Consider the following 19,719-nt stretch of genomic DNA (forward strand, 5'->3'; position numbering starts at 1 on the left):
CGCCCTCACCTCATCGACGGATGCCTCGCCACCACCGGCCTGATCATGGATGGCTGACCAGATCTCAGACCGACATCACGAATTCAACTTCAGTATCGCAACTCTCTGCAATCGCCTTTCGGGGCCAATAGCGTGACGTAGAGGTGTCATACCGTCGGTAGCGCAACGGCTTCACGTCACGCTGCGAGCCTCGCCCGGCGAGCGGCGCGCAGACGGTACGCCCGGGACCGGCACCGCCCCGAGCAGAACCGCATGTCAATCCGATAGGTCGCCCCGGCGAAGGTGATCACCCCGTGCGCCGGGCAGGTCAGCAGCCGGATCATGCGCCTGTGTCCGCGATGCTCGGCCTCGGCAAGCATCTTCCCGAGCGTCCGGATCCGATCCGCAGCATTGTGAGCATCGGTTCGAGCGAGGCGGCCTGGTGGAGAAGGGGTCCCGGTGGGAACGGAAAGTCCGGGTTGCTGTCAGAACTTTTGACGCCCGGCGCTTCGGTCCTGGCCGGGGCCTCCGACTGTGTCTGATCATCGAATACCGGATGCGGAGAGTAGTTGCGTGAGTACGCTTGGTCCATGCTTACCGATCTGATCGAAGACCGCAGTGACGACTCCTACGTCCTCGAAATCCAGGACATCACCCTGACGCCCTCCTCTCCCGAACCGGGGAAGGAACTGCGGTGGGAGATGGCCGGCCGACTCAAGGAGCAGGTCGATCTGACCCAGGTGCAGTGCCAGGTCCAGGTGAAGCTGGGACTCGTGACGCTGCTGCGGAAAACGGCCACGCTGCCCGAGGTGCTGAAGATGCTGGGGGCGGAGTTGGAGGGGGCCACCCGGCCGCCCGCCGGGAAGTGGAAGCAGACCTGGACCTTCACGCTTCCCCGGGAGATCCCGATGGGGGACGTCCGGATCTACCTCCAGTCGTACACCGGGGGCGGGGAGGAGAAGGACTTCATGGACCTCAACCTGCGCATCGACTTCCGCCGCCGGTAGCCCGTACGCCCGCCGAACCGGTCCCGAACACCGCCCGCCACACGCCCCGTGTGGCGGGCGGCCACGCGCCAAGGTCGCACCGCCGCCAGCACCGCAGCTCGTCTTCGGACCGGTCGGCCGACCCGTCGTCGTGCTCCTGGTCGCGCTCGTCGGTCCAGGTGCCGAACGGGCCGGGCTCGCCGTGGGCCTCGGCGCCGAGCAGCGGCGCGCCGCCCTTGAGCCGGTGCTCGTCGGTGCTCGCCGGGGATCACCGGGTGCTCGCTTCGAGCTGGGCAGGGATGCCGGTGCGGCTGGCGCGCACCTCGCGCGGGTCGGGGGTGTGGTTGCAGAGGGTGCCGGGGCTGACGCCGAGCATCTTGGCGATCGAGGTGATGGAGTGCTCGAGGTGGGGCAGCAGGTCCCGGGCCACCTTCAGGACCAGGGCGACGGCGTGGGCGGGCAGCGAGACGAGCGTGCTGCTGTAGTACGGGGCGGTGGTGTCGGTGGTGCTCCGTTCGGTCACGGGTGTCCTCCCGGGGGTGGGCGGGTGAGCGCGAGGTCGCCGACCTGCCCGCCCCGCCGTGTCCCCCGGGTTACAGGAGCCGGAGGTGGTCCAGGGCGAGGTAGGCCGCGGCGGTGTCGGTCATCTCGCCCGTGCGGAGCGCGCGGGTGCGGAACTCGGCCAAGGCGAGGGTGGCGACGTCGATGAACTCGGTGCGTTCTGGGGTCGGTTCGGCGACCTTGGTGCAGCCGGTGGCGACGAAGACGAAGCGGCGGGTGTCGGAGTAGGCGTCGTGCCAGTACGGCCCGACCACCTGGACCTCGCCCTGGTAGCCGGTCTCCTCCAGCAGTTCCCGGGCGACGGCGTCGGCCGCTTGCTCCCCGGGTTCGATGAAGCCGCCGGGCAGTTCGAACAGCACGCGGCCGGGGCCGGGCCGGTACTGGCGGGCGAGGATGACGCGCTGGTCGGGGGTGAGGGCGAGCACCGCGCCGGCCGGGCGCTCGCTCTTGAGGTAGAACTCCTCTTTCCTGCCGTCGGGCAGTTCGAAGTCGACACGGTCGACGGATCGGCCGAACTTGCTGAAGACGGTGGTGCGTTCGATCTCGCGCCACGACGCGGTGGTGATGTCGGTCGTCATGGCCAGGACTGTACGGCTCTGGCCGGGTGCGGGTTGCCGTTTCCGCCGCCGGTTCCTGACGGCGGGTGGGGCATGTCCAGGAGACCACCGGATCGGGTGACAGTGCGAGGGCATTTCAGTGGGCAGTCCATGGCCTGGCCGATACGCTGAATCGTCTCCCTGAAGCGAGAGTTGGGGGTGGAGCGTCATGGTGAACGCGCTGTTCAGGCGCGCGCGGCTCTCCCGGAATCTGACACAGCGCCAGGTCGCCGAGCGGGTGCGAGGGCTGGTCGAAGAGGCGACCGAGCGGGAATCGTCGTTTGACGCCGGCTACGTCTCGCGCATAGAACGTGGCCTCATCACCTGGCCGCACGAGCACTACCGGCAAGCCCTCTGCCTGGTCCTGGGAGCGGGGACAGCGGCCGAGCTGGGCCTGGGTCGCCAAGCAGGCCCACCACCACGATCACCACGATGAGGTGAGTTCCTCGAACCGCCGAGACGTTCTCGCGGTCGCACTGGCCGCCATGCTGCCACCCGCCCGGCCACTCTCCCGCCTGCGCAGGGGCGATGTCACCGCGATCACCGAGCGCACCAGCGTGCTGGAGCACTGGGACCGGACAGCAGGCGGCCGGGCGGTGCGCGACTTCGCACTGCGCGAGCTGCACGCCGCCTCCGCCCTCACCGACATGCGCCACGCCGCCGTACGGTGACCGCCCCAGGAGCCCGGCAACCGGTTCCGCACCAGTAAGACGCGGCCGGGGTGGGCGCGCCCTCTACCCCGGGACCGACGGTGTCCACCCTCCAGCCTGAGCTGACTGGAGGTCGCCTGGTGCCTTGCAGCACCGGGTCCTTCAGCCGCCGCTTTCCTGCCATCGCGCGACTTCAGCTTGACGGGGCATCATCAGGGGTTCACTTTCGTTCGCCCGTTCGGCCTTCCCCCCGCTTGTAGCGTCCCGATGGCCAGCACCCTTGAGCTTGAACGCTCCGCTTCACACCCCGCCGTTACCAGCGACGCATGGGAGCGCGGGGACGGGCCTTGGACACTGGCCCGAAGCCCAGCCGATCGACACCTCCCTCACGTGGCTGGCCTTCGTTGCACGGTGCGACCTCGTGTCGCACGCTACAGAGAGCTACTTGTCACTTAGCCGTAGCTGTGCGAGCGCAGGGCCGTCAGGGCGATCGTGGGAGCGAGGCGAGGATGGCGTCGAGGCCGAACTCGAAGACGTCCCGCTGGGTGAAGGTCGGGAAGTCGACGGTGGTGGCGTGCATCGCCGGGTACACCTCGGCCGGGAGGCGGGCCCACTGTTGGCGGACCCGTTCCCAGTGCTGCGGGTCCTCGTCCCAGGCCCGGCGGACGGGGTAGAGCGTGGCGCAGCCGAGGACGAAGCGGATCAGCGTGGCCAGCAGGCCGATCGCCGTCCGGTGGTCGACCCGCAGTCGCTCCAGGCGGGCGTAGATCTGCTCGGACATGCGGGCCTCGATCTCGCCGACTCCGTCGGAGGGGGTGTTGATCTGCAGGAGGACAGGGTGCGTGATGAACAGTTCGAAGTAGGCGTGCATCACCTGCCGGAGCCATTCGACGTCGTCGAGGCCGGGGTCGGGCCACCGGAATCGGCTCAGCAGCTCCGCGGTGACGGCGAGGAGGATCGCGTCCTTGTCGCGGAAGTGCGTGTAGAGCGACATCGGGCGGACGCCCAGTTGGTCGGCGAGCCGACGGATGGTCACCGCGTCCAGTCCGTCGCGGTCGATCAGTTCGATCGCCGCGTGGACGATGGCCTCGGGGCTGAGGGTGCCGCGGGGTGCGCGAGCGGGCGTTGTCTTGCGCCTGGGCGATGGCATCGGGGTTCCTGATTCGTTCGGGACCGCAGTTCCATTACTGTACCGTACGCTGTACTGTTCCTGGATCGAGACTGATTCCAGGAGGTCGGATGTCCACACATGCACTCCCCGCCACTGCCTACGACCGAGCTGAGCGGATGCTGCTGCACAACCGGTCCCGGCTCGCCCTGCGGGCCAAGGCGAAGCCCGTCTGGATCGGCGGCGGCGAGAGGTTCTGGTACCGGGTCGAGACCGAGCGGGGCGGCGAGTTCGTGCTGGTCGACCCCGCCGCCGGGACCCGGGGGCCGGCGTTCGACCCCGAACGGCTCGCCGCCGCGCTGGCGTCCGCCGCCGGCCAGCCGGTCCAGCCGTACGCGCTGCCGTTCCGGGCGGTCGAGTTGGCGGACGGGACGGTCGCGTTCGACGCGTTCGACGCGCGCTGGACCTGCCGGCTGGCCGACTACCGGTGCGCGCGGGACGAGAAGCACGTCCAACCCTCACCGCTGGAAGTCGTCTCGCCGGACAAGAAGTGGGCGGCGTTCCTCCGCGACCACGACCTGTGGGTGCGTTCGGTCGAGACGGGCGAGGAGTTCGCGCTCACCGCCGACGGCACCGCGGATCGCAGCTATGCGGCCCAACCCGACGCGGCGGTCCCCACGCACCTGCTCGGCAAGCTCGGTCTTGCGGACATGCCGCCGGCGCTGCTGTGGTCGCCGGACTCGGCGCGCGTCCTCACCCACCGCACCGACCAGAGCGATGTCGCCCTGATGCACCTGGTCGAAGCCGTCCCGCCGGACGGCGGCCGGCCGCGCCTGCGCAGCTACCACTACCCGGTCCCCGGCGAGCCGATGGCCCGCGGCGAGTGGATCGTCTTCGACATCGCGTCCCGGACCGCGACACCCGCCAGGACCGACCCGTTCCTGCTGCCCTACCTGTCACCTGTCACGCTGAAGAAGGCGTGGTGGGCCAAGGACAGCGCGGCCGTCTACTACCTGGATCAGCCCCGTGACCTCCGGACGCTGCGGCTGCACGCACTCGACCCGGCGACCGGCGAGGTGCGCACCCTGGTCGAGGAGCACGGCGACACGCGGGTGGAGGCCGCGCAGGAGGTCGCCCAGAAGCCGATCGTGCACGTGCTCGCCGGCGGCCGCGAGACGCTGTGGTACTCCCAGCGCGACGGCTGGGGGCACCTGTACCGCTACGAGGACGGGGCGCTGGTCGAACAGCTCACCCGAGGGCCGTTCGCGGTGCAGGAGATCGTGCACGTCGACGAGGCGGAACGGGCCGCGTACGTCGTCGTCTCAGGACTGGTCCAGGCCGACCCGTACCGACGGTCGCTGCTCCGGGTCGGCCTGGACGGCGGCGGGACCGCCAAGCTCACCGACGACGATCTGGACCACGTGATCACCGCGCCGGAACACGGCCGCTGGTTCGTCGACTCCGCGTCGACCGTCGACACCCCACCGAGGATCACCGTGCGTGACCGGGGCGGAGCCGTGCTGGTCGAGCTGGAACAGGCCGACATCACACCGCTGCTGGCCGCCGGCTGGACGCCGCCGGAGCGGGTCAGGACCCTGGCCGCCGACGGCGTCACCGAGATCTACGGCGTCCTCTACAAGCCCCACGGCTTCGACGCCGCGCAGCGCTACCCGGTGATCGACCACCCCTACCCGGGCCCGCAGACCCACCGGGTGGCGGCCTCCTTCGACCCGGGCGCCTACGGCTACGACGCCGAGGCGGTGGCGGCGCTGGGCTTCGCGGTGCTGGCCGTCGACGGCCGCGGAACGCCCGGCCGGGACAAGGCCTTCCACGATCACGCCCACCGCAACATGGGCAGCGCGGGCGCACTCGAAGACCATGTCGCGGCGCTGCGCCAACTCGCGGAAACGCGTCCGTGGCTGGACCTGGACCGGGTCGGTGTCTTCGGCCTCTCCGGCGGGGGGTTCACCACCGCCCGCGCCCTCCTGGCGTTCCCCGACTTCTACAAGGTCGGCGTGGCCGAGGCCGGCAACCACGACAACCGCCACTACCACGCGCTGTGGGCCGAGACCTACGACGGACCGTTCGACCCGGACGCCGGGGCCCGGCTGTCCAACACCGAGCTGGCCGGGAACCTGGTCGGCAAACTACTGCTCGTCCACGGCGACATGGACGACAACGTGACACCGCATCTGACGATGCGGCTGGTCGACGCGCTGATCGACGCGAACAAGGACTTCGATCTGCTGATAGTCCCCGGCGTCGAGCACAGCTTCCTCGGCCGCAACGGCTACGTCGCCCGCCGCCGCTGGGACTACCTGGTGCGCCACCTCATGCACCGCGAGCCGCCGGCCGGCTACCGGCTGGCGGACGTCCCGCTCTCCCTGGAACGGCTCGAAGTCCTCTTCAGCTGACGTGGAAAGGACCTTCCCCATGCCCACCTTGATTTTGTCGGGTCATATGGGAGCCACTGCTCCGGTGTGAACGGGAGCCAGGTGTAGGCCATTCGTGGCGGTGATGTACTCGACCCCGGTGGGTGTTCTTCGGCGAATTCGGGAGCCGTTCCGGCGAGATTGGGAGCCACTGATCGGGTGACCTGTTGGGCCCGGCTGGAGTGTCCATGGGGGGTGGTGGCGTCGGTAGGGTGTGATTGCGGGCCCAGGTCGCCTCCCTGACAAGTCGCGGCCGGGGCCTCACCCTGGATATGCGGAAGGGCTGGACCCGTGGGGTCCAGCCCTTCCGGCTGTGGCAGCAAATTGGACAGTGAGATTCGTTCTTCTGGGTTAGTACTCCAGCCGTAGATCGTGATCACGGATGGGAAGGTCAGGCCCGGGACGCTCCGAGGAATCGCAGCACGGCCAGGACGCGGCGGTGGTCCGCGTCGACCACGGGCAGGTCGAGCTTGGCGAAGATGTTGTTGATGTGCTTCGCCACGGCGCTCTCGCTGACCACCAGCGCCTGCGCGATGCCGGCATTGGAGCGCCCCTCGGCCATCAGGCCGAGCACCTCCCGTTCGCGGGGGGTCAGCCGCGCGAGCGGGTCGCTGTCGCGCCGCAGCAGCAACTGGGCGACGACCTGCGGGTCCAGGGCCGTGCCCCCGTCCGCCACTCGCCGGACCGCCGCCACGAAGTCGGCGACATCGGCAACCCGCTGCTTGAGCAGGTAGCCCACACCGCTGGTGTTCGCAGACAGCAGGTCAGCCGCGTACCGCTCCTCCACGTACTGCGAAAGCAGCACCACCGCCGTCCCCGGCCAGCGCCGACGGATCTCCATCGCCGCCCGCACCCCCTCGTCGGTGAAGCCGGGCGGCATCCGGACATCGACCAGGGCGAGTTCGGGCCGGTGCTCCGCCACCGCCGCCAACAGCCCCTCCGCGTCGCCGGCTTCGGCGGCGACCTGGAACCCGCCCATCTCCAGCACCTTGATCAGGCCGACCCGCAACAACACCGAATCCTCGGCGATCACCGCGCGCACGGCAGCTCCGCGGTGACGGTGGTGGGCCCGCCAACGGGGCTGCTGACGTGGAAGGCCCCGTCGAGGGAGCCGACCCGCTTGGCCAGCCCGGTCAGCCCCGTGCCGGCGGCGGCGTCGGCACCGCCCAGCCCGTCGTCGGTAACGCGCACTCGCAGCACCTCGCCGACCTGACGGACTATCACCTCCGCATGCATCGCGTTGGCGTGCTTCGTCGCATTGGTCAGCGCCTCAGAGATCACGAAGTACGCGACCGACTCCACGCTGGGCGCCACCCGCTCCTCCAGATTGACCCGCAGCCGTACCGGCAGGGGCGTGCGGGCAGCCAGCCCGGACAACGCCGCGTCCAGACCTCGGTCTTCGAGCACGGCCGGGTGCAGCCCCCGCACCAGATCATTGAGTTCGGTGATCGCCTCCTTCGCCTCCAGGTGCGCTCTCGCGATCACCTCGCGGTCATCACTCGGCAGGTCCGGGCGGGTGGCAAGGGCCAGACCCAGGTTGACCGCGAGAGACACCAACCGCTGCTGGGTGCCGTCGTGCAGGTCGCGCTCGATCCGGCGGCGCTCCGCGTCAACGGCCTCGATCAAGTCGGTCCGGCTCACGGCCAGCTGATCGACCCGCTCCTGGAGCCGCTGCGCCCGGCTGGGCCCGAGCAGGCCCAACGCCAGCCACGCCTCGGCCCGGGCTACTGCCCGCGCGGTCCAGGGCAGGGCGCACAGGAGGAGGAGTCCAGCCGCTGTGTAGGCCGGCAGCTGGGTCAGGTAGCCGAACCAGTCCTGGCGGATTCCGGTTGGCAGCGCCCATGACCAGGCGTAGGCGATGACGCCCGCCAGGCACGCCGCTGCCACCGCGAGCACCAGCAGCTCCAGCAACGCGAGCAGCGGGCCCAGCAGGAGGTGGTAGCCGATCTTGCGCCAAGGCCGCGTCGCCGCGAGCCACCGGGCGGTCGAGGCCCACGTCCATTGTTCCGGCGCGGTGGGGGTGAGCCGGGGGACGTCCACACCGATGAGCACCCGGTAGCGAGCCCGCTGAACGGCCGTCAGCACCGGGGTTCCGAGCAGGACCAGGGCGGCCGACATGGAAACCGTAAGGAGCCAGTTCCCCGTCCTGGCGGTAGTCGCCGCCGCCCAGGCCCACACGGGCACCAGCGCCAGGTGCGGCAGCACACCAGCGGCAAGAAAGCAGGTGTCCCGCCGCGCCCGGAGGACCGTGCGTCTCAGTCGAGCTGGAATCGTCATGGCACGACGCTAGGGCACCGCACGAGGACGGTGCCATGAAACCTGTACCCGATCTCATGGTGAACCTAGTACCAGCTGTAGATCTTGATCTCGGCCTGTGGGCGGACAGCATCTCGGGTCGGCAGGTCGGCTTCTGCTGGCCGCCGGCAGGTAGACCGGGCCCGGTGGAACAGGCACTATGCCCCGGTGCGAACGCGCTGGTGATCAGCGCCAGTTCGCCTCCCGCGACGAACTGGCCGAGGCCATCGACACCTTCGTCTTGGCCTACGACGAACACGACGCCAAGCCCTACCGCCGGACCTACGACGGCAGCCCGCTCAAAGCCGCATGAACCCCCGAAGGATCAACGCGGCGCTGGACTAGGACTGGAAGGCTACTTCCGGATTGTTCGGCGAGGGGCCGTCCAGCAGCGGACTGTGGATCCCCTTCAGCGTCTGGTCGAAGAACGCCGTCACGTACTCGCGGGTGATCGCCACCCCGCGTTCCGGGGAGAGGGGCCCCGTCGGGAGCCCGGCCTGCTCCTGAAGCACGTCCAGGTCGGAGAAGCTGAAGTGGTCGGCGCCGACGACCGTCAGCCACTTCTTGTAGCCGCCGAGGGCGGCCCAGGCCCGCCCCGCGATGCCGTCGCCGCTGCCGGGCGTGTGGCCGTCGCTACCCAGCATGAGGAAGGGCCGGTTGATCTGGCCGGGCATCGGGACCGGGTGGAAGGCGCCGTCCATGTCCACTCCGGCCCGTACTCGCGGGTCGGCGATCATCGTGGCGGCCGCCGCCGCTCCGCCGAGGGAGTGTCCGGCCATGCCGATCTCGTGCTTGTCGATGAGGTGTGCCAGGCGCCACGCGGTGTTGCCGTGCGTCAACTGGTCGATCACGAAGGACACGTCCCGCCCGCGGCTGACAGCTTCGGCGTCGAAGTCGATCGTTTCCGGGTGATCGCAGATCGCGCACGGCGGCGTCTGGCCGTTCGCCAGCGTCTCGCCGCTGTCCTCGTAGGTGTGGCCGATGAGCGCGACGACGTAGCCGTGACTGGCCAGGTCGGTCGCGAGCGAGGTGAGCATCATGCGCGGGTTCTCGGCCGCGGCTGAGAGGACCACCAGCGGATGCTTGCCGCGTTGCGGCCGCGCGCCGTCGAAGGCGTGAGTGGTGACGCTGGAAAGGGTCTGCGGGGTGACGCCGTAGCTCGCCGGTATCTTCCGGCGCTCGGTGATTCCGGCTGCCTCGGCGAGGGTCATGTAAGGGGCCGGAGTCCCGGTCCCGGGGACGGCCGGGTAGACCATCGTGACGGTCAGTTGGCGGGGGCCGGACGACGGCACCCACGGGTCGAGGCGGCTCGTGTCGGTGAGGTGGATGATGTCCTCGCCGGCGGCGTAGGGGCCGGTCGGCGCGGGGAGCGTGCCGTGGAAGGACGGCGTGGACGCGGTGGCCGTGGCCGTGGCCGTGGCCGGTGCGGTGTCGAACGCGTGCGTGGCCACCGGTGTGGCCGACGGTGTGGTCGTGGCGGCGAACCCGGCGCCGGTTCCGGTGATGAGGGCGGCGAGCGTCAGCACCGCGACAGCGCTGATACGGCGATTGCGTTTCATGGGATCGACGCTAGGACACCTCGACGGGGGTCTGCCATGAGCCTGGCACCCGAATCCATGGTGGCACCAGTGCCACGGTTGCTGATTCTGTAGTCGGACAAGAGAGGCGCGTCGACGATGCCGTTCTCCTGGGTGAAGGCGGCGATGAGGGACTGTCAGGCGATGTTGTCGACCGCTGCCCACCCAGCCCCTGCCCAGCCCTCATGTCCACCCCCGGTGACGCCGACCCCGCCTACGTGCTCACGCAGAGATTCGTCCAACAGTGCGTCAGTTCGGGTCTGGGAAGAGGGATTCCTGGGTGGCCTGGTAGCGGTAGGACTCGGTGCCGGTCTGGATCAGGGTGCAGCGGAAGGTGATCCGGTCGGCGATGGCCGCGCAGAGGCGGGCGTCGCCGAAGGTCTTGTCCCGTTCGGTGAAGGGTGAGTTCGTGGCGACCGCGGTGGCCTTGCGCTCCTCACGCTCGGTGAAGATCTGGAACAGCAGTTTGGCTCCCTTGCGGTCAAGGTTGAGGTAGCCGAACTCGTCCAGGCACAAAAGGTCGATCTTGCTGTAGCGGGCGATGACAGAGGACAGGCGGCGGCTGGCGTCGGCTTCGGCGAGCTCGTTCACCAGCGCGCTGGTGGTGGTGTAGTGCACCGACAGGCCGGTCTCGGCGATGGCGGTGCCGATGCCGATCAGCAGGTGGGACTTGCCGGTGCCGGAGTCGCCGATCAACACCAGAGGCCGGCCTTCGCGGACCCAGGTCGGGGACTTCAGGTCCGCGACGACCTCGGGGGTGATGTTCGGGTTCTTGGAGAAGTCGATCGCGGCTAGACGCTCGTTCAGCTCCGCCTGCGGTTCGACCGCAGGAGGCGGGACCAGGTGTTTGCGGCGGAACCGCCCGCCCTCGTGCTCCCCCCGCCCTTCTCGTGGGCACCGTCCTCGCCGGGCGCACAGTAGAACGCGGAGAACTGGTACCAGGACTTGAACGACGCCCACCGCGCCGACTCCAGCCTGGCGCGGCCGAACAGCACCTGCTTGACCGCCGGCTTCAAGTTGTCGTAGCGGATGTGCACCGACGGCACCCCGCCCAGCACGGTGAACGCCTCGACGTGGCCTTCCAGGAACGCCTCCTGGGACGCTGTCGCGTAGACCCGGTGCACCGCCTTGCCCGAGTAGGAAAGTCGCAGCGTGAACAGCACGCACTTGCGCCGCTGCCCGGCCAGGTCCAGCCAGAAGTCCGCGAAGGCGACCTCCGCCTCCTCGCACGGCCTCTTCGCCTGCGGCACCATGCCATCGAGATGCCGCCGGCCCTCCAGAGCCTCCGCGCGGATCTGCGGGCGTCGCTTGGACACGTAGTCCCAGACCGTGGTCGAACGGGCCAACTCGAAGTCGTGCTCCGCAGCCAGACGCTCCATGATCCGCGGGATCGTGTGCTTCTGCTTCGCCGGAGCGTCCAGGTCCTCGCGCAGCATCGCGTCGATAAAGCCCTTCACCGGCTCCAGCGCAGCGTGACGGCCAGACGGCGCAAGCCTCCACGATTACTCCGAAAGCGGCATGCTCCACACCATCACATCGGTTGGCTCCCGATCTCACCGGAGAACCCCTGGCTCCCATTCACCCCGAAGCCGTGGCTCTATTTCACCCCGGTAAAAACACCCACCTTCTCTGCCCGGGCCCGGTCCTTCTTCTCGAACCGCGGGTAGCCGACGGCCCGGCCGGCGCGACGGCCGGCCAGCGAGTCGAAGTTGGTCGGCGAGACGGCGCGTGCGCTGCTGATAGCGCTCGATCAGGCCGGGAAGCTGCTCGTGGAACGTCTGCCGCGGGCAGCCCCGGCCCGGGCAGACCGTGCGCCGGACCCGCACGGCTGCGACGGCCCGCCGCCCGTCCACCGGCACGTCCGCGACCACCCGCCCGTGGAAGGCGTGCACCTGCCCCGTCGGCCGTCCGCACATCGGGCACGGCACCGGATCGTCCCCCGGTGCGGACGGCCGACCCCGGGCAGTGGAGGGTGATCCGTGCTCAGGCGGTCGCGTCGAGGGCCGGGGGCTGCCAGTTGTACGTCCGGGCGGAGCGGTTGAGCAGGGTGCGGGCCGGGAGGAGGCCGGCGAGGGTGAGGGCGGCGTCGCGCAGGCGGGTGGCGGCGGGGGTGCGGAGGGCGACGAGGCCGCCGATGCGGCGGGAGCCGGTGACGATGGCGGTGGTGCGCGGGAGGCGTGCGGCGGTGTAGGCGGGGAGGGTGGTGGCCGGGTCCGCGGCGGGGGTCAGGGCGGAGGCGAGGACGACGGCGTCCTCGATGGCCTGGCAGGCGCCCTGGCCCTGGAAGGGGCACATGGCGTGGGCGGCGTCGCCGAGGAGGGCGACCCGGCCCTGGTGGTAGGCGGGCAGGGGGTCGGAGAGGTCCCAGACGTCGTGGCGCAGGACGCGCCCGGGTTCCGCGAGCGCGAGGAGTTGGGGCACGGGCGCGCACCAGGTGCCGTACCTGCGCAGGAGCTCGGCCTTCTCGTCGCCGTCGGCGGCGCGGGCGCCGGCCGGGGCGAGGGCGGCGCCGTACACGTAGACCCGGCCGTCGGCGAGCGGGACGACGCCGGCGAGCTGTCCGCGTCCCCAGACCTCGCCCACGGCATCCGGCCGGCGGGTGGGGGACACGATGGTGCGCCAGGTGGTGAAGCCGCTGTAGCGGGGGCCGGGGTGCTGCGGGAAGAGCTGCGCGCGGGTGGCGGAGCGGAGGCCGTCGGCGGCGACCACCAGGGCGGCGGGCCGGTTCCCGTCGGGGGTCGAGACGACGGCTGGTTCGGTGGTGCCTCCGGGGGTGACGAGGGCGGCGGGCGAGTTGGTGCGGACGGTGCCGTCCGGAAGGGCGTCGACCAGGGCGGCGATGACGTCGGCGCGGGCGACGGCGGTGATCGTCTCGCCGAAGCGGGCCTCGAAGGTGGCGGTGTCGGTGCGGGCGAGCCAGCGTCCGGAGGGGTGGCGCAGGCCGATGGCGGGATGTGCGGTGGCGAGGGCGCGCAGGCGTTCGCCGACGCCGAGCCGGTCGAGGGCGCGCAGGGCGTTGGGGGCGAGGGCGAGTCCGGCGCCGACGGGTTCGAGCGAGGCGGCGCGCTCGTGGACGGTCACGGGGATGCCCTGGCGGTGGAGGGCGAGGGCGGCGGAGAGTCCGCCGATGCCGCCGCCGATGACGATCGCCTGATACGCGTCCATGAGTGAACCCCTCTCCCGACACTACGGCTGTAGTGACCACTTCCCGCACCGTACTACACCTGTAGTTGGGATGGGCTAGTGTTGACGTGAATGGGGTTCGGGCCCGCCCCGGGTCGAGACCCCCTGAGGAGAGAGGCCGTGATCGGATCCATGACACCGCCGCGCCCGACGCTGATCGCCGACGCCGCCATCGCCCTGATCGCCGAGCGCGGCCTGCGCGGGCTGACCCACCGCGCGGTGGACGAGGAGGCCGGACTGCCCGCCGGCTCGACCTCGAACCTCGCCCGGACCAGGGCCGCCCTGCTCGACCTCGCCCTCACCCGCATCGTCGAACGCGAGGCCGGAGGCCACCCGCTCATGGCCGGCGGGCCCCCGCCGGACGCCTGCCCGCGCAACCTGCTCGCCCAGGGAGTGGCCGAGTTGCTGCACGAGGCGCTCACCACCGGGCGCAGCCTCACGCTGGCCCGCCTCGAACTCGCCCTGGAAGCCACCCGCCGGCCCGAACTGCGCGCCGGCTACGACCGGCTGGGTGCGCGCTTCACCGACACCGCTGCCGCCCTGCTGGCGCGGAGCGGCTCGGCCGACCCCGTGGCCGACGCCCGACGGCTGATCCGCTGGTGCGACGGGCTGCTGTTCAACGGCGCAGCGGGCAGCGGGCACTGGCACGTGCCGACACCGGAGGAACTGCGCGGCGAGGTCGCACGCTACCTCGCCGCACTGCTCGACCGGGGACTGCTCGACCGGGCCTGACCGGCTGGGACCGATCGACCGTCGCGGACGCAAGATCCCTGAACCGCGGCAGCGGCCCAAGGGCTAGCGTGAGGCGAGGATCTTCGATCGAGTCCCATGAGCTGAATGAACGGCAGAGGGGTGCGGGGGTGCGAATGGCACTGGAGATGATCCCGGACCGGCCCGGTCGGGAGGTCGCCTTCGAGCCCAAGCTCGATGGGCTCCTTGCGATCTTCTACTCTGACTGGGTGATGCCGCAGACCATGGAAGGCGAGCACCAGTACCACCGCTGCGAGGTCAAGCGGTTCAAGATCGGCGAGGCCGCAGACGCCGACGCCGCCACGACCCGGCAACATGCGGACCTCCTCATCCACGCAGCCATGCGCGATCAATGCCGCAGCGGCATAGGGCGGCTGATCCAGCCGCTGGTGGAGGCTCTGGGCCACCGCCGTATCCAGACCGCGATCATCGACTACGTGCGGGCCGGCTCCTGTGCCCGAAGGTCGCCACCATCGTCCGCTCCATGAGCGACGCGTCAGAAAGGCACGTCCACGTCGGCTTCGCGGAGATAGGACAGAGCGCGGGACAAGCACTCGTGGGCGGTGGCACCGTCGGCCCGCATCGGTTGCCTCAACGGACCGCCACCAGCGGTGAACGTCCATGCGGGCTTCTGGTCCCGCAACCGCTCAGCGTCCACCCTGATCGCGGCGCCCACACCTTGCTCGCCCAACCACTCCAGGATGAGCAACACCACATCATCGATGCCGCTGTCCTGGTCGATCTTCGGCCACCGGCCCCGGCTCACTGTCACAGGCGCAACTCTAGCCACAAGCGGACGAAGGCAGCCGTGCCGATCAACCGCAGTCTAGGCAAGCCAACGGGCGCTGTGCCGGTGACGCCCAGGCTCGGTCTCGATGTCCGGCACCAGTCCCGTTCGAAGTAGACCCAGCTGGCGTCGCGTCATTTGACGAGCGCGCCGCTCCTCAATGTAGGCGCGAGCGGCCACCGCTCCTCCTCGCGTATCGCTGCGGGTGAAGTAGTACACGGCAACAGACCGCCGTACCTCTTGTGGCAACGGGCGCCGCCCCTCCAGCGCGGCTGAACGCAAGCGCTCGGAGCTGTAGCGGAGCTCGCGCACCAGGACGGCCCTCCACGGGCTCCCGGGGCGCGAGTCTGCCTGCCCGGAGCGGGCAGCGTTGCGGCGAATGTGGTGGGCGCTTCTGGCCATGTCCCCACTCGTATCGCAGGGCTCCACCGCGACGCCATCGGTTTTCCTCGGCTGGCGCAGCAGCGGCCAGCCGGCGAGGTTCCCCCGGTGTCGCTGGTTCAGGGAATCCGAGTCGCTGATTACCTGGGCCGCGATCACCATCATGACCAGGCGCATCATCCAGCGGCAGTCCAAACGCTGCGGACAGCAAGCCTCCCGCTAAGCCCAGCGGGACTGACCGAACCGGAGGCTACCTACGGCGCTACTTCCCCCCTCGGCGGAGGCGATCGCCGAGGCCACCAGCCTGCTTGCTCCTGGAGACAGTCGGCGCTGACCTCGTCAGCGGCAGTCAAGTCGAGCTGGGCTGGCTGTCTCCGGCCTCCCGTGCCGGGCTGCTCGGCCGTCCAACTCTGAAGCAAGTATTGCGAAGTATTCACTTCATACCTATGGTGGGTGCATGCGACCGAAGCGCCGGCCTGAGCAGATCACCGACCTGTCACACTTGAGAGCGTTCATGAACCCGCTGCGGATGCAGTTGTACCGGCTTCTGTACGCCGCAGGCACCGCGACCGCCTCTCAGCTCGCCGAGCATGTCGACGAAACGCCCTCACTGGTCAGCTACCACTTGCGCAAGCTGGCCGAGCACGGCTTCGTGACCCAGGCGAGCGACCAGAGCACCGACGGCCGCGAGCGATGGTGGAAGGCCGCCTCCGAAGAGGGCTGGGGCTTCCGCGACTCGGACTTCACCGACACGCCCGAGGGCGCCGCCGCAGTCGGCGCAGTGACCCGAGGGATGTTCGACACCCGCGTTGCCCAGTACCGCACGTATCTCGACCAGAAGTCCGCCTGGGGGAAGGAGTGGACCGACGCGTCCTTCAGCTCCGAGTGGCTGCTCGACCTCACCCCGTCCGAACTCGCCGAGATGAGCGACGAGCTTCAGGCGCTGGCCCGACGCTGGCGGGAGCGCGGCAAGGCCGCCAAGGCGGCTGGCGACACCGAGGACCGCGAGCACGTGTCCGTGCACGTCTACGGCTTTCCCTTCCGGCCCTGACCCAGCCGAATTCCGACTCACTGGAGCCCGCCATGGCCGCCCCGCAGACAGTCCTGCCCGAACGCGCCACCACACCGGCGCACCGCGACGCCAACGTGCTGCGCTGGCTCACCGCCTACACCGTCTCCCTCATCAGCGACAGCGTGTACTTCGTCGCCCTGGGCTGGTCCGCCCAGAAGGTGGCCGGTCCCACCGAAGTCGGCCTCGTCATGGCCTCCGGAGCGCTACCACGAGCGTTACTCATGCTCGGCGGGGGTGTGGTGGCCGACCGGTTCGACCCCCGCCGGGTGATCCTCGGCAGTGACACGCTGCGCTGCATCCTCATCCTGGCGGTGGCCGCCGGCATCGCACTGACGGCGCCGGCCTTGTGGATCCTGGTCACGGTGGCGCTCGTCTTCGGTGCCGTGGACGCGCTGTTCGTACCCGCTGTCGGTGCCCTCCCGTCCCGGATCACCACCCCTGACCAGTTGGCCCGGGTCATCGGCATGCGCTCGCTGTCGACCCGCCTCGGCCAGATCGCGGGCCCGCCGATCGGCGGCCTGGCCATGGGAGTCGGCGGACCCGCGGCCGCCTTCACCGTCGCCGGACTGCTCATCGCGCTGTCCCTGCCGCTGCTGCTGACGATACGGATACGACCCCTTGGGGTGAGCGACGCCGAGCGGTCAGAGTCCGGCACCGCGCGGCAGGACCTGTTTGACGGACTACGCTACATCCGCCGCCACCGCCTCATCGGCCCGCTCGTCGTCGCCGGCGCCGTCTGCGAACTCGGGCTCACCGGTACCCTCAACGTCGGCATGGTGCTCCTCAACGCCGAACGCGGCTGGGGCCCTTCCGGCTACGGGTGGATCGTCAGCAGCTTCAGTGCAGGAGCTGCGGCCAGCGCCTCACTGCTTGCTATCGCAGGATGGCTGCCCCGTGCCGGCCTGATGCTGGCCGGGACACTGCTCGTGGGCTGCGCGGGCGCGGCCACCATCGCTATGGTGCCCACCCTTTGGCTCGCCGCGGTGCTGGCTGCGGTCATCGGGCTGTGTGCGGGTGTCTTCGGCAGTCTGGACAACGCCCTCATACAGACCGCGGCAGACCCCGCTTATCTCGGCCGGGTCACCTCCGTCGTCATGCTCACCATGGTCGGTATCGCCCCCCTCAGCTACCCGCTGGTCGGTGCCGCCATCGGGACCTGGGGCGCCGCCCCGGTATTCGTCGGCTGCGGCATCGTCGCCAGCCTGGGCGTGGCCATCGCCCTGGCCTCCGACGCGGTGCGCCACGCCGAACTGCCCCGGCAGCGGCAAGGCGTGACGGCCTGAGCAACCCAACCCGCAGCCCAGTCCTGTTCGATTCCTGACCTGGCCAAATGCTGCCCGGAAGTTTGCAAACAGGCATTCAGCTTGTCGTTTAACGACTTCGTCGGGCGAGACCAATGAGGGACTCTGTCGGCCAGCAGAGCCAGTACAAGAGCCGATTCAGCACCACGTAGTAATGGAAGCTGACCCATCCGTTCTCTTTGTCGACGATCAGGGGTGCGCCGTCCCGGTAGACGTAGCGGAGGTACCGGCGACGGATCAGTGCTCCGGCGATCAGCAACACCGGCGAGGCCGCGATGATCCCCACGTAGATCAGAGCCCTGCTGGCGATCAGTCTGGCCGGTTCGTCGATGCGCATGACGGCAGTGTGTCGGGCCTTGGCCATCGTGTCAGCCTGATCGTCGGGGTTTGGTGCCCTTCTGATGATGGGTGGGCCGGGCGTACGCCTCGCCGGTGGCGAGGACTCTGCCCACGTCGTAGCGGGCGGCGGGCCGCTGGTTCTTCGAGCCGGGTGGCCGGCCGGGGCCGGGGCGGGTGGGTTTCGGTGCACGCGCTGGTGAGGGGGTCTTCGTGTGGAGGTTCCTGAACCCGCGTCGGACACGGGCGGGGGTGAGCTTGTTCGGTTCCGCTGGCTTCTCCCAGGGGTGGCGGAGGTCGGCGACGAGCGGGCGGGCGAGGCGGAGCTGGGTGTGGGCGGCGATCACCAGCCAGGTCCAGCGGTCGGCCGACGCCGAGTCGCGCAGGCGGGGCCGGGTCCAGCCGAGCGTCTGCTTGAGCAGGCGGAACGTGTGTTCCAGGTCGAAGCGGCGGAGGAACGCCTGCCAGCAGCGGTCCACGTCTTCGGCGCTGGCGTCGGTACGGGACCACCAGAGCCAGACCGGCCGGTTCACCCCGCCGCTGGGCAGTTTCTCGACGGCCAACCTGATCACCGTGCCTTCGAGGAGCGGCAGGTCGCCGTTGTGGTCCAGCCAGGCCGCACGGCGGGTCAGGCGCGGGTGGAGGCGGTCCCAGGCTCGGACGATGGCGGTGCCGTAGCGGCGGGTGGAGGTGGTGGTGACCGCTTGCTCGTCACCCCAGGTGGCGGGGTCGCCGAAGACGAACTCGCCACCGTGTTTGGGCGGCCGACCCCCGGCCGGGTTCGCCGCGGCGAACTCGGCGCGGCTGGGCGCCGGGCGGCGCATCACCCGGTCCGAGCGGAGCCGGCCGAGGACCTGCACCGGCAGGTCGCCGAGCAGGTGGGCGATCCTCGGGGCGTCGTAGCCGGCGTCCATCACCACCAGCACCTCCGGATCGCCCGCCGTCCACTGCCCCGCGCCGATCAACCGGGCCACCACGTCACGGAGCTGGGCGGCGGTGACGGCCGCGACGTCGGCGCCGGGCTCTAGTCTCACCGCGTCGAGCACCGCTGTCCACGACGTGCGTCCGGTCTCCAGCGCGACGACGAACGAGTACGGCCAGCCGGGGATCATCTGGTGCTTGGCGTCGCCGCGGCCGTAGGTGTGGCAGAAGGAGCGGTCCGGGCAGGTCCCGGCGTCCGGCCGCAACCACGGCGAGACGTCCACCGCCAGCACCAGGCGGCCGTCCGCAGCGCGGGGCAGCGGCAGGCCGGCCAGCTCCGACCGCAGCCGGTCGACGTCGAGGCGGCCCCGGTTCAGCGCGGCGTACAGGGCGCCGTGCCCGCGTCGGTGCTCGGGGGCCAGCGCCAGGTCCACCAGCGTCCGCACCGGCCCGTCGCTGCACAGCACCGCGTCGGTCAGGTCGAACAGAGCGTCGCGCCGCCCTGTCAGGCAGTCGTAGAAGATCCCTCGGAAGCGTGACAGTTCCGCGAGCGGCTCGCCCCGCTGCACCACACTCATCACTGCGGCCTTCGCATCAAGTCCTGTACTTATTGGTCGAGTTCAGGATCATGCGAAGGCCGCACCGCCGTCTCGGGAACACCCAAACGAGTGATCATCGGACCCGCTTGTTCGAAGCCGGACGTTACTGACCTCGGCGCTTCAAGGTGATTGGCCTGTTTGTGTAGCTGACTGGCAGTCATTTGCGCGCTATGCCGTTGGTATGCGCTATGCGGATGGGGGCGGG

Annotated in this window: 21 protein-coding genes and 1 pseudogene; 9 read left to right on the top strand and 13 right to left on the bottom strand. The window is 70.1% G+C overall.

Annotation, left to right across the window (positions count from 1 at the left end):
- Positions 1-569 precede the first annotated feature (569 nt).
- Complete coding sequence (locus AB0P03_RS39285) at positions 570-986, top strand: ML domain-containing protein (protein ID WP_363587912.1); 417 nt, start codon at positions 570-572, stop codon at positions 984-986.
- 247 nt (positions 987-1,233) lie between these two features.
- On the opposite strand, the gene AB0P03_RS39290 is transcribed toward AB0P03_RS39285, so the two are convergent.
- Together AB0P03_RS39290 and AB0P03_RS39295 are read right to left on the bottom strand one after the other, a co-directional pair.
- Positions 1,234-1,488 carry a hypothetical protein gene (locus tag AB0P03_RS39290; protein ID WP_363587914.1) on the bottom strand — a complete coding sequence of 85 codons (255 nt, stop codon included), beginning with the start codon at positions 1,486-1,488 and terminating at the stop codon, positions 1,234-1,236.
- A gap of 70 nt (positions 1,489-1,558) precedes the next feature.
- Positions 1,559-2,104 carry an NUDIX hydrolase gene (locus tag AB0P03_RS39295; protein WP_363633511.1) on the bottom strand — a complete coding sequence of 182 codons (546 nt, stop codon included), beginning with the start codon at positions 2,102-2,104 and terminating at the stop codon, positions 1,559-1,561.
- A gap of 187 nt (positions 2,105-2,291) precedes the next feature.
- Between AB0P03_RS39295 and AB0P03_RS39300 the strand changes: the two genes are divergently transcribed.
- Both AB0P03_RS39300 and AB0P03_RS39305 read left to right on the top strand, forming a co-directional pair.
- A complete protein-coding gene (locus AB0P03_RS39300) occupies positions 2,292-2,558 on the top strand; it encodes a helix-turn-helix transcriptional regulator (protein WP_363587918.1) in 267 nt (88 codons plus the stop codon).
- A 1-nt stretch (position 2,559) separates the two neighbouring features.
- A complete protein-coding gene (locus AB0P03_RS39305) occupies positions 2,560-2,793 on the top strand; it encodes a hypothetical protein (protein ID WP_363587920.1) in 234 nt (77 codons plus the stop codon).
- A 460-nt stretch (positions 2,794-3,253) separates the two neighbouring features.
- Here the strand turns inward: AB0P03_RS39305 and AB0P03_RS39310 are convergent, their stop codons facing one another.
- Entirely contained in the window at positions 3,254-3,922 is a 669-nt protein-coding gene (locus AB0P03_RS39310) for a TetR/AcrR family transcriptional regulator (RefSeq protein ID WP_363587922.1), read from the bottom strand.
- A gap of 89 nt (positions 3,923-4,011) precedes the next feature.
- Between AB0P03_RS39310 and AB0P03_RS39315 the strand changes: the two genes are divergently transcribed.
- Entirely contained in the window at positions 4,012-6,294 is a 2,283-nt protein-coding gene (locus AB0P03_RS39315; RefSeq protein WP_363633512.1) for a DPP IV N-terminal domain-containing protein, read from the top strand.
- Between the two features lie 409 nt (positions 6,295-6,703).
- Here AB0P03_RS39315 and AB0P03_RS39320 read toward each other — a convergent pair whose 3' ends face one another.
- Together AB0P03_RS39320 and AB0P03_RS39325 are read right to left on the bottom strand one after the other, a co-directional pair.
- Positions 6,704-7,354, bottom strand: coding sequence for a response regulator transcription factor (locus AB0P03_RS39320; protein WP_363633514.1), 651 nt, complete (start codon positions 7,352-7,354; stop codon positions 6,704-6,706).
- Complete coding sequence (locus tag AB0P03_RS39325; RefSeq protein WP_363633515.1) at positions 7,342-8,589, bottom strand: histidine kinase; 1,248 nt, start codon at positions 8,587-8,589, stop codon at positions 7,342-7,344. Before AB0P03_RS39325 ends, AB0P03_RS39320 begins: the two co-directional genes overlap by 13 nt.
- A 178-nt stretch (positions 8,590-8,767) precedes the next feature.
- Here AB0P03_RS39325 and AB0P03_RS39330 point away from each other — a divergent pair, with 178 nt between their 5' ends.
- Complete coding sequence (locus AB0P03_RS39330; protein ID WP_363587930.1) at positions 8,768-8,920, top strand: hypothetical protein; 153 nt, start codon at positions 8,768-8,770, stop codon at positions 8,918-8,920.
- 28 nt (positions 8,921-8,948) lie between these two features.
- Here the strand turns inward: AB0P03_RS39330 and AB0P03_RS39335 are convergent, their stop codons facing one another.
- The 5 genes and pseudogenes from AB0P03_RS39335 to AB0P03_RS39355 form a co-directional block, all read right to left on the bottom strand.
- The gene (locus tag AB0P03_RS39335) at positions 8,949-10,166 is read right to left on the bottom strand and encodes an alpha/beta hydrolase (protein ID WP_363633516.1); all 1,218 of its coding nucleotides are present in this window, start codon (positions 10,164-10,166) and stop codon (positions 8,949-8,951) included.
- Between the two features lie 267 nt (positions 10,167-10,433).
- Positions 10,434-11,102, bottom strand: coding sequence for an ATP-binding protein (locus AB0P03_RS39340; protein ID WP_363633528.1), 669 nt, complete (start codon positions 11,100-11,102; stop codon positions 10,434-10,436).
- Complete coding sequence (locus tag AB0P03_RS39345; RefSeq protein WP_363633517.1) at positions 10,988-11,641, bottom strand: hypothetical protein; 654 nt, start codon at positions 11,639-11,641, stop codon at positions 10,988-10,990. Before AB0P03_RS39345 ends, AB0P03_RS39340 begins: the two co-directional genes overlap by 115 nt.
- 249 nt (positions 11,642-11,890) lie before the next feature.
- Positions 11,891-12,121: pseudogene (locus AB0P03_RS39350) on the bottom strand (transposase family protein); the annotation flags it as partial.
- Between the two features lie 46 nt (positions 12,122-12,167).
- Positions 12,168-13,349: an FAD-dependent monooxygenase gene (locus tag AB0P03_RS39355; protein ID WP_363633518.1), complete on the bottom strand. Its 1,182-nt coding sequence runs from the start codon at positions 13,347-13,349 to the stop codon at positions 12,168-12,170.
- Positions 13,350-13,499: 150 nt separating this feature from the next.
- Here AB0P03_RS39355 and AB0P03_RS39360 point away from each other — a divergent pair, with 150 nt between their 5' ends.
- Positions 13,500-14,099, top strand: coding sequence for a TetR/AcrR family transcriptional regulator (locus AB0P03_RS39360; RefSeq protein WP_363633530.1), 600 nt, complete (start codon positions 13,500-13,502; stop codon positions 14,097-14,099).
- A gap of 134 nt (positions 14,100-14,233) precedes the next feature.
- Positions 14,234-14,605 (top strand): hypothetical protein, encoded by a 372-nt coding sequence (locus AB0P03_RS39365; protein ID WP_363633520.1) that lies wholly within the window; start codon positions 14,234-14,236, stop codon positions 14,603-14,605.
- A gap of 8 nt (positions 14,606-14,613) precedes the next feature.
- Here the strand turns inward: AB0P03_RS39365 and AB0P03_RS39370 are convergent, their stop codons facing one another.
- Positions 14,614-14,889, bottom strand: a complete 276-nt coding sequence (locus tag AB0P03_RS39370) for a hypothetical protein (RefSeq protein ID WP_363633521.1) — start codon at positions 14,887-14,889, stop codon at positions 14,614-14,616.
- 853 nt (positions 14,890-15,742) lie between these two features.
- On the opposite strand from AB0P03_RS39370, the gene AB0P03_RS39375 reads away from it, so the two are divergent.
- Complete coding sequence (locus tag AB0P03_RS39375) at positions 15,743-16,336, top strand: helix-turn-helix domain-containing protein (protein ID WP_363633523.1); 594 nt, start codon at positions 15,743-15,745, stop codon at positions 16,334-16,336.
- Positions 16,337-16,368: 32 nt separating this feature from the next.
- On the top strand, positions 16,369-17,640 hold the full coding sequence (locus tag AB0P03_RS39380; RefSeq protein WP_363633524.1) for an MFS transporter: 1,272 nt from the start codon (positions 16,369-16,371) through the stop codon (positions 17,638-17,640).
- An 88-nt stretch (positions 17,641-17,728) separates the two neighbouring features.
- On the opposite strand, the gene AB0P03_RS39385 is transcribed toward AB0P03_RS39380, so the two are convergent.
- Both AB0P03_RS39385 and AB0P03_RS39390 read right to left on the bottom strand, forming a co-directional pair.
- On the bottom strand, positions 17,729-17,995 hold the full coding sequence (locus tag AB0P03_RS39385) for a hypothetical protein (RefSeq protein WP_363633525.1): 267 nt from the start codon (positions 17,993-17,995) through the stop codon (positions 17,729-17,731).
- A gap of 31 nt (positions 17,996-18,026) precedes the next feature.
- Entirely contained in the window at positions 18,027-19,493 is a 1,467-nt protein-coding gene (locus tag AB0P03_RS39390) for an NF041680 family putative transposase (RefSeq protein ID WP_363633526.1), read from the bottom strand.
- Positions 19,494-19,719: the final 226 nt, after the last annotated feature.

This window comes from Kitasatospora sp. NPDC088779 (genome assembly GCF_040685395.1).
Classification (GTDB): Bacteria; Actinomycetota; Actinomycetes; order Streptomycetales; family Streptomycetaceae; genus Kitasatospora.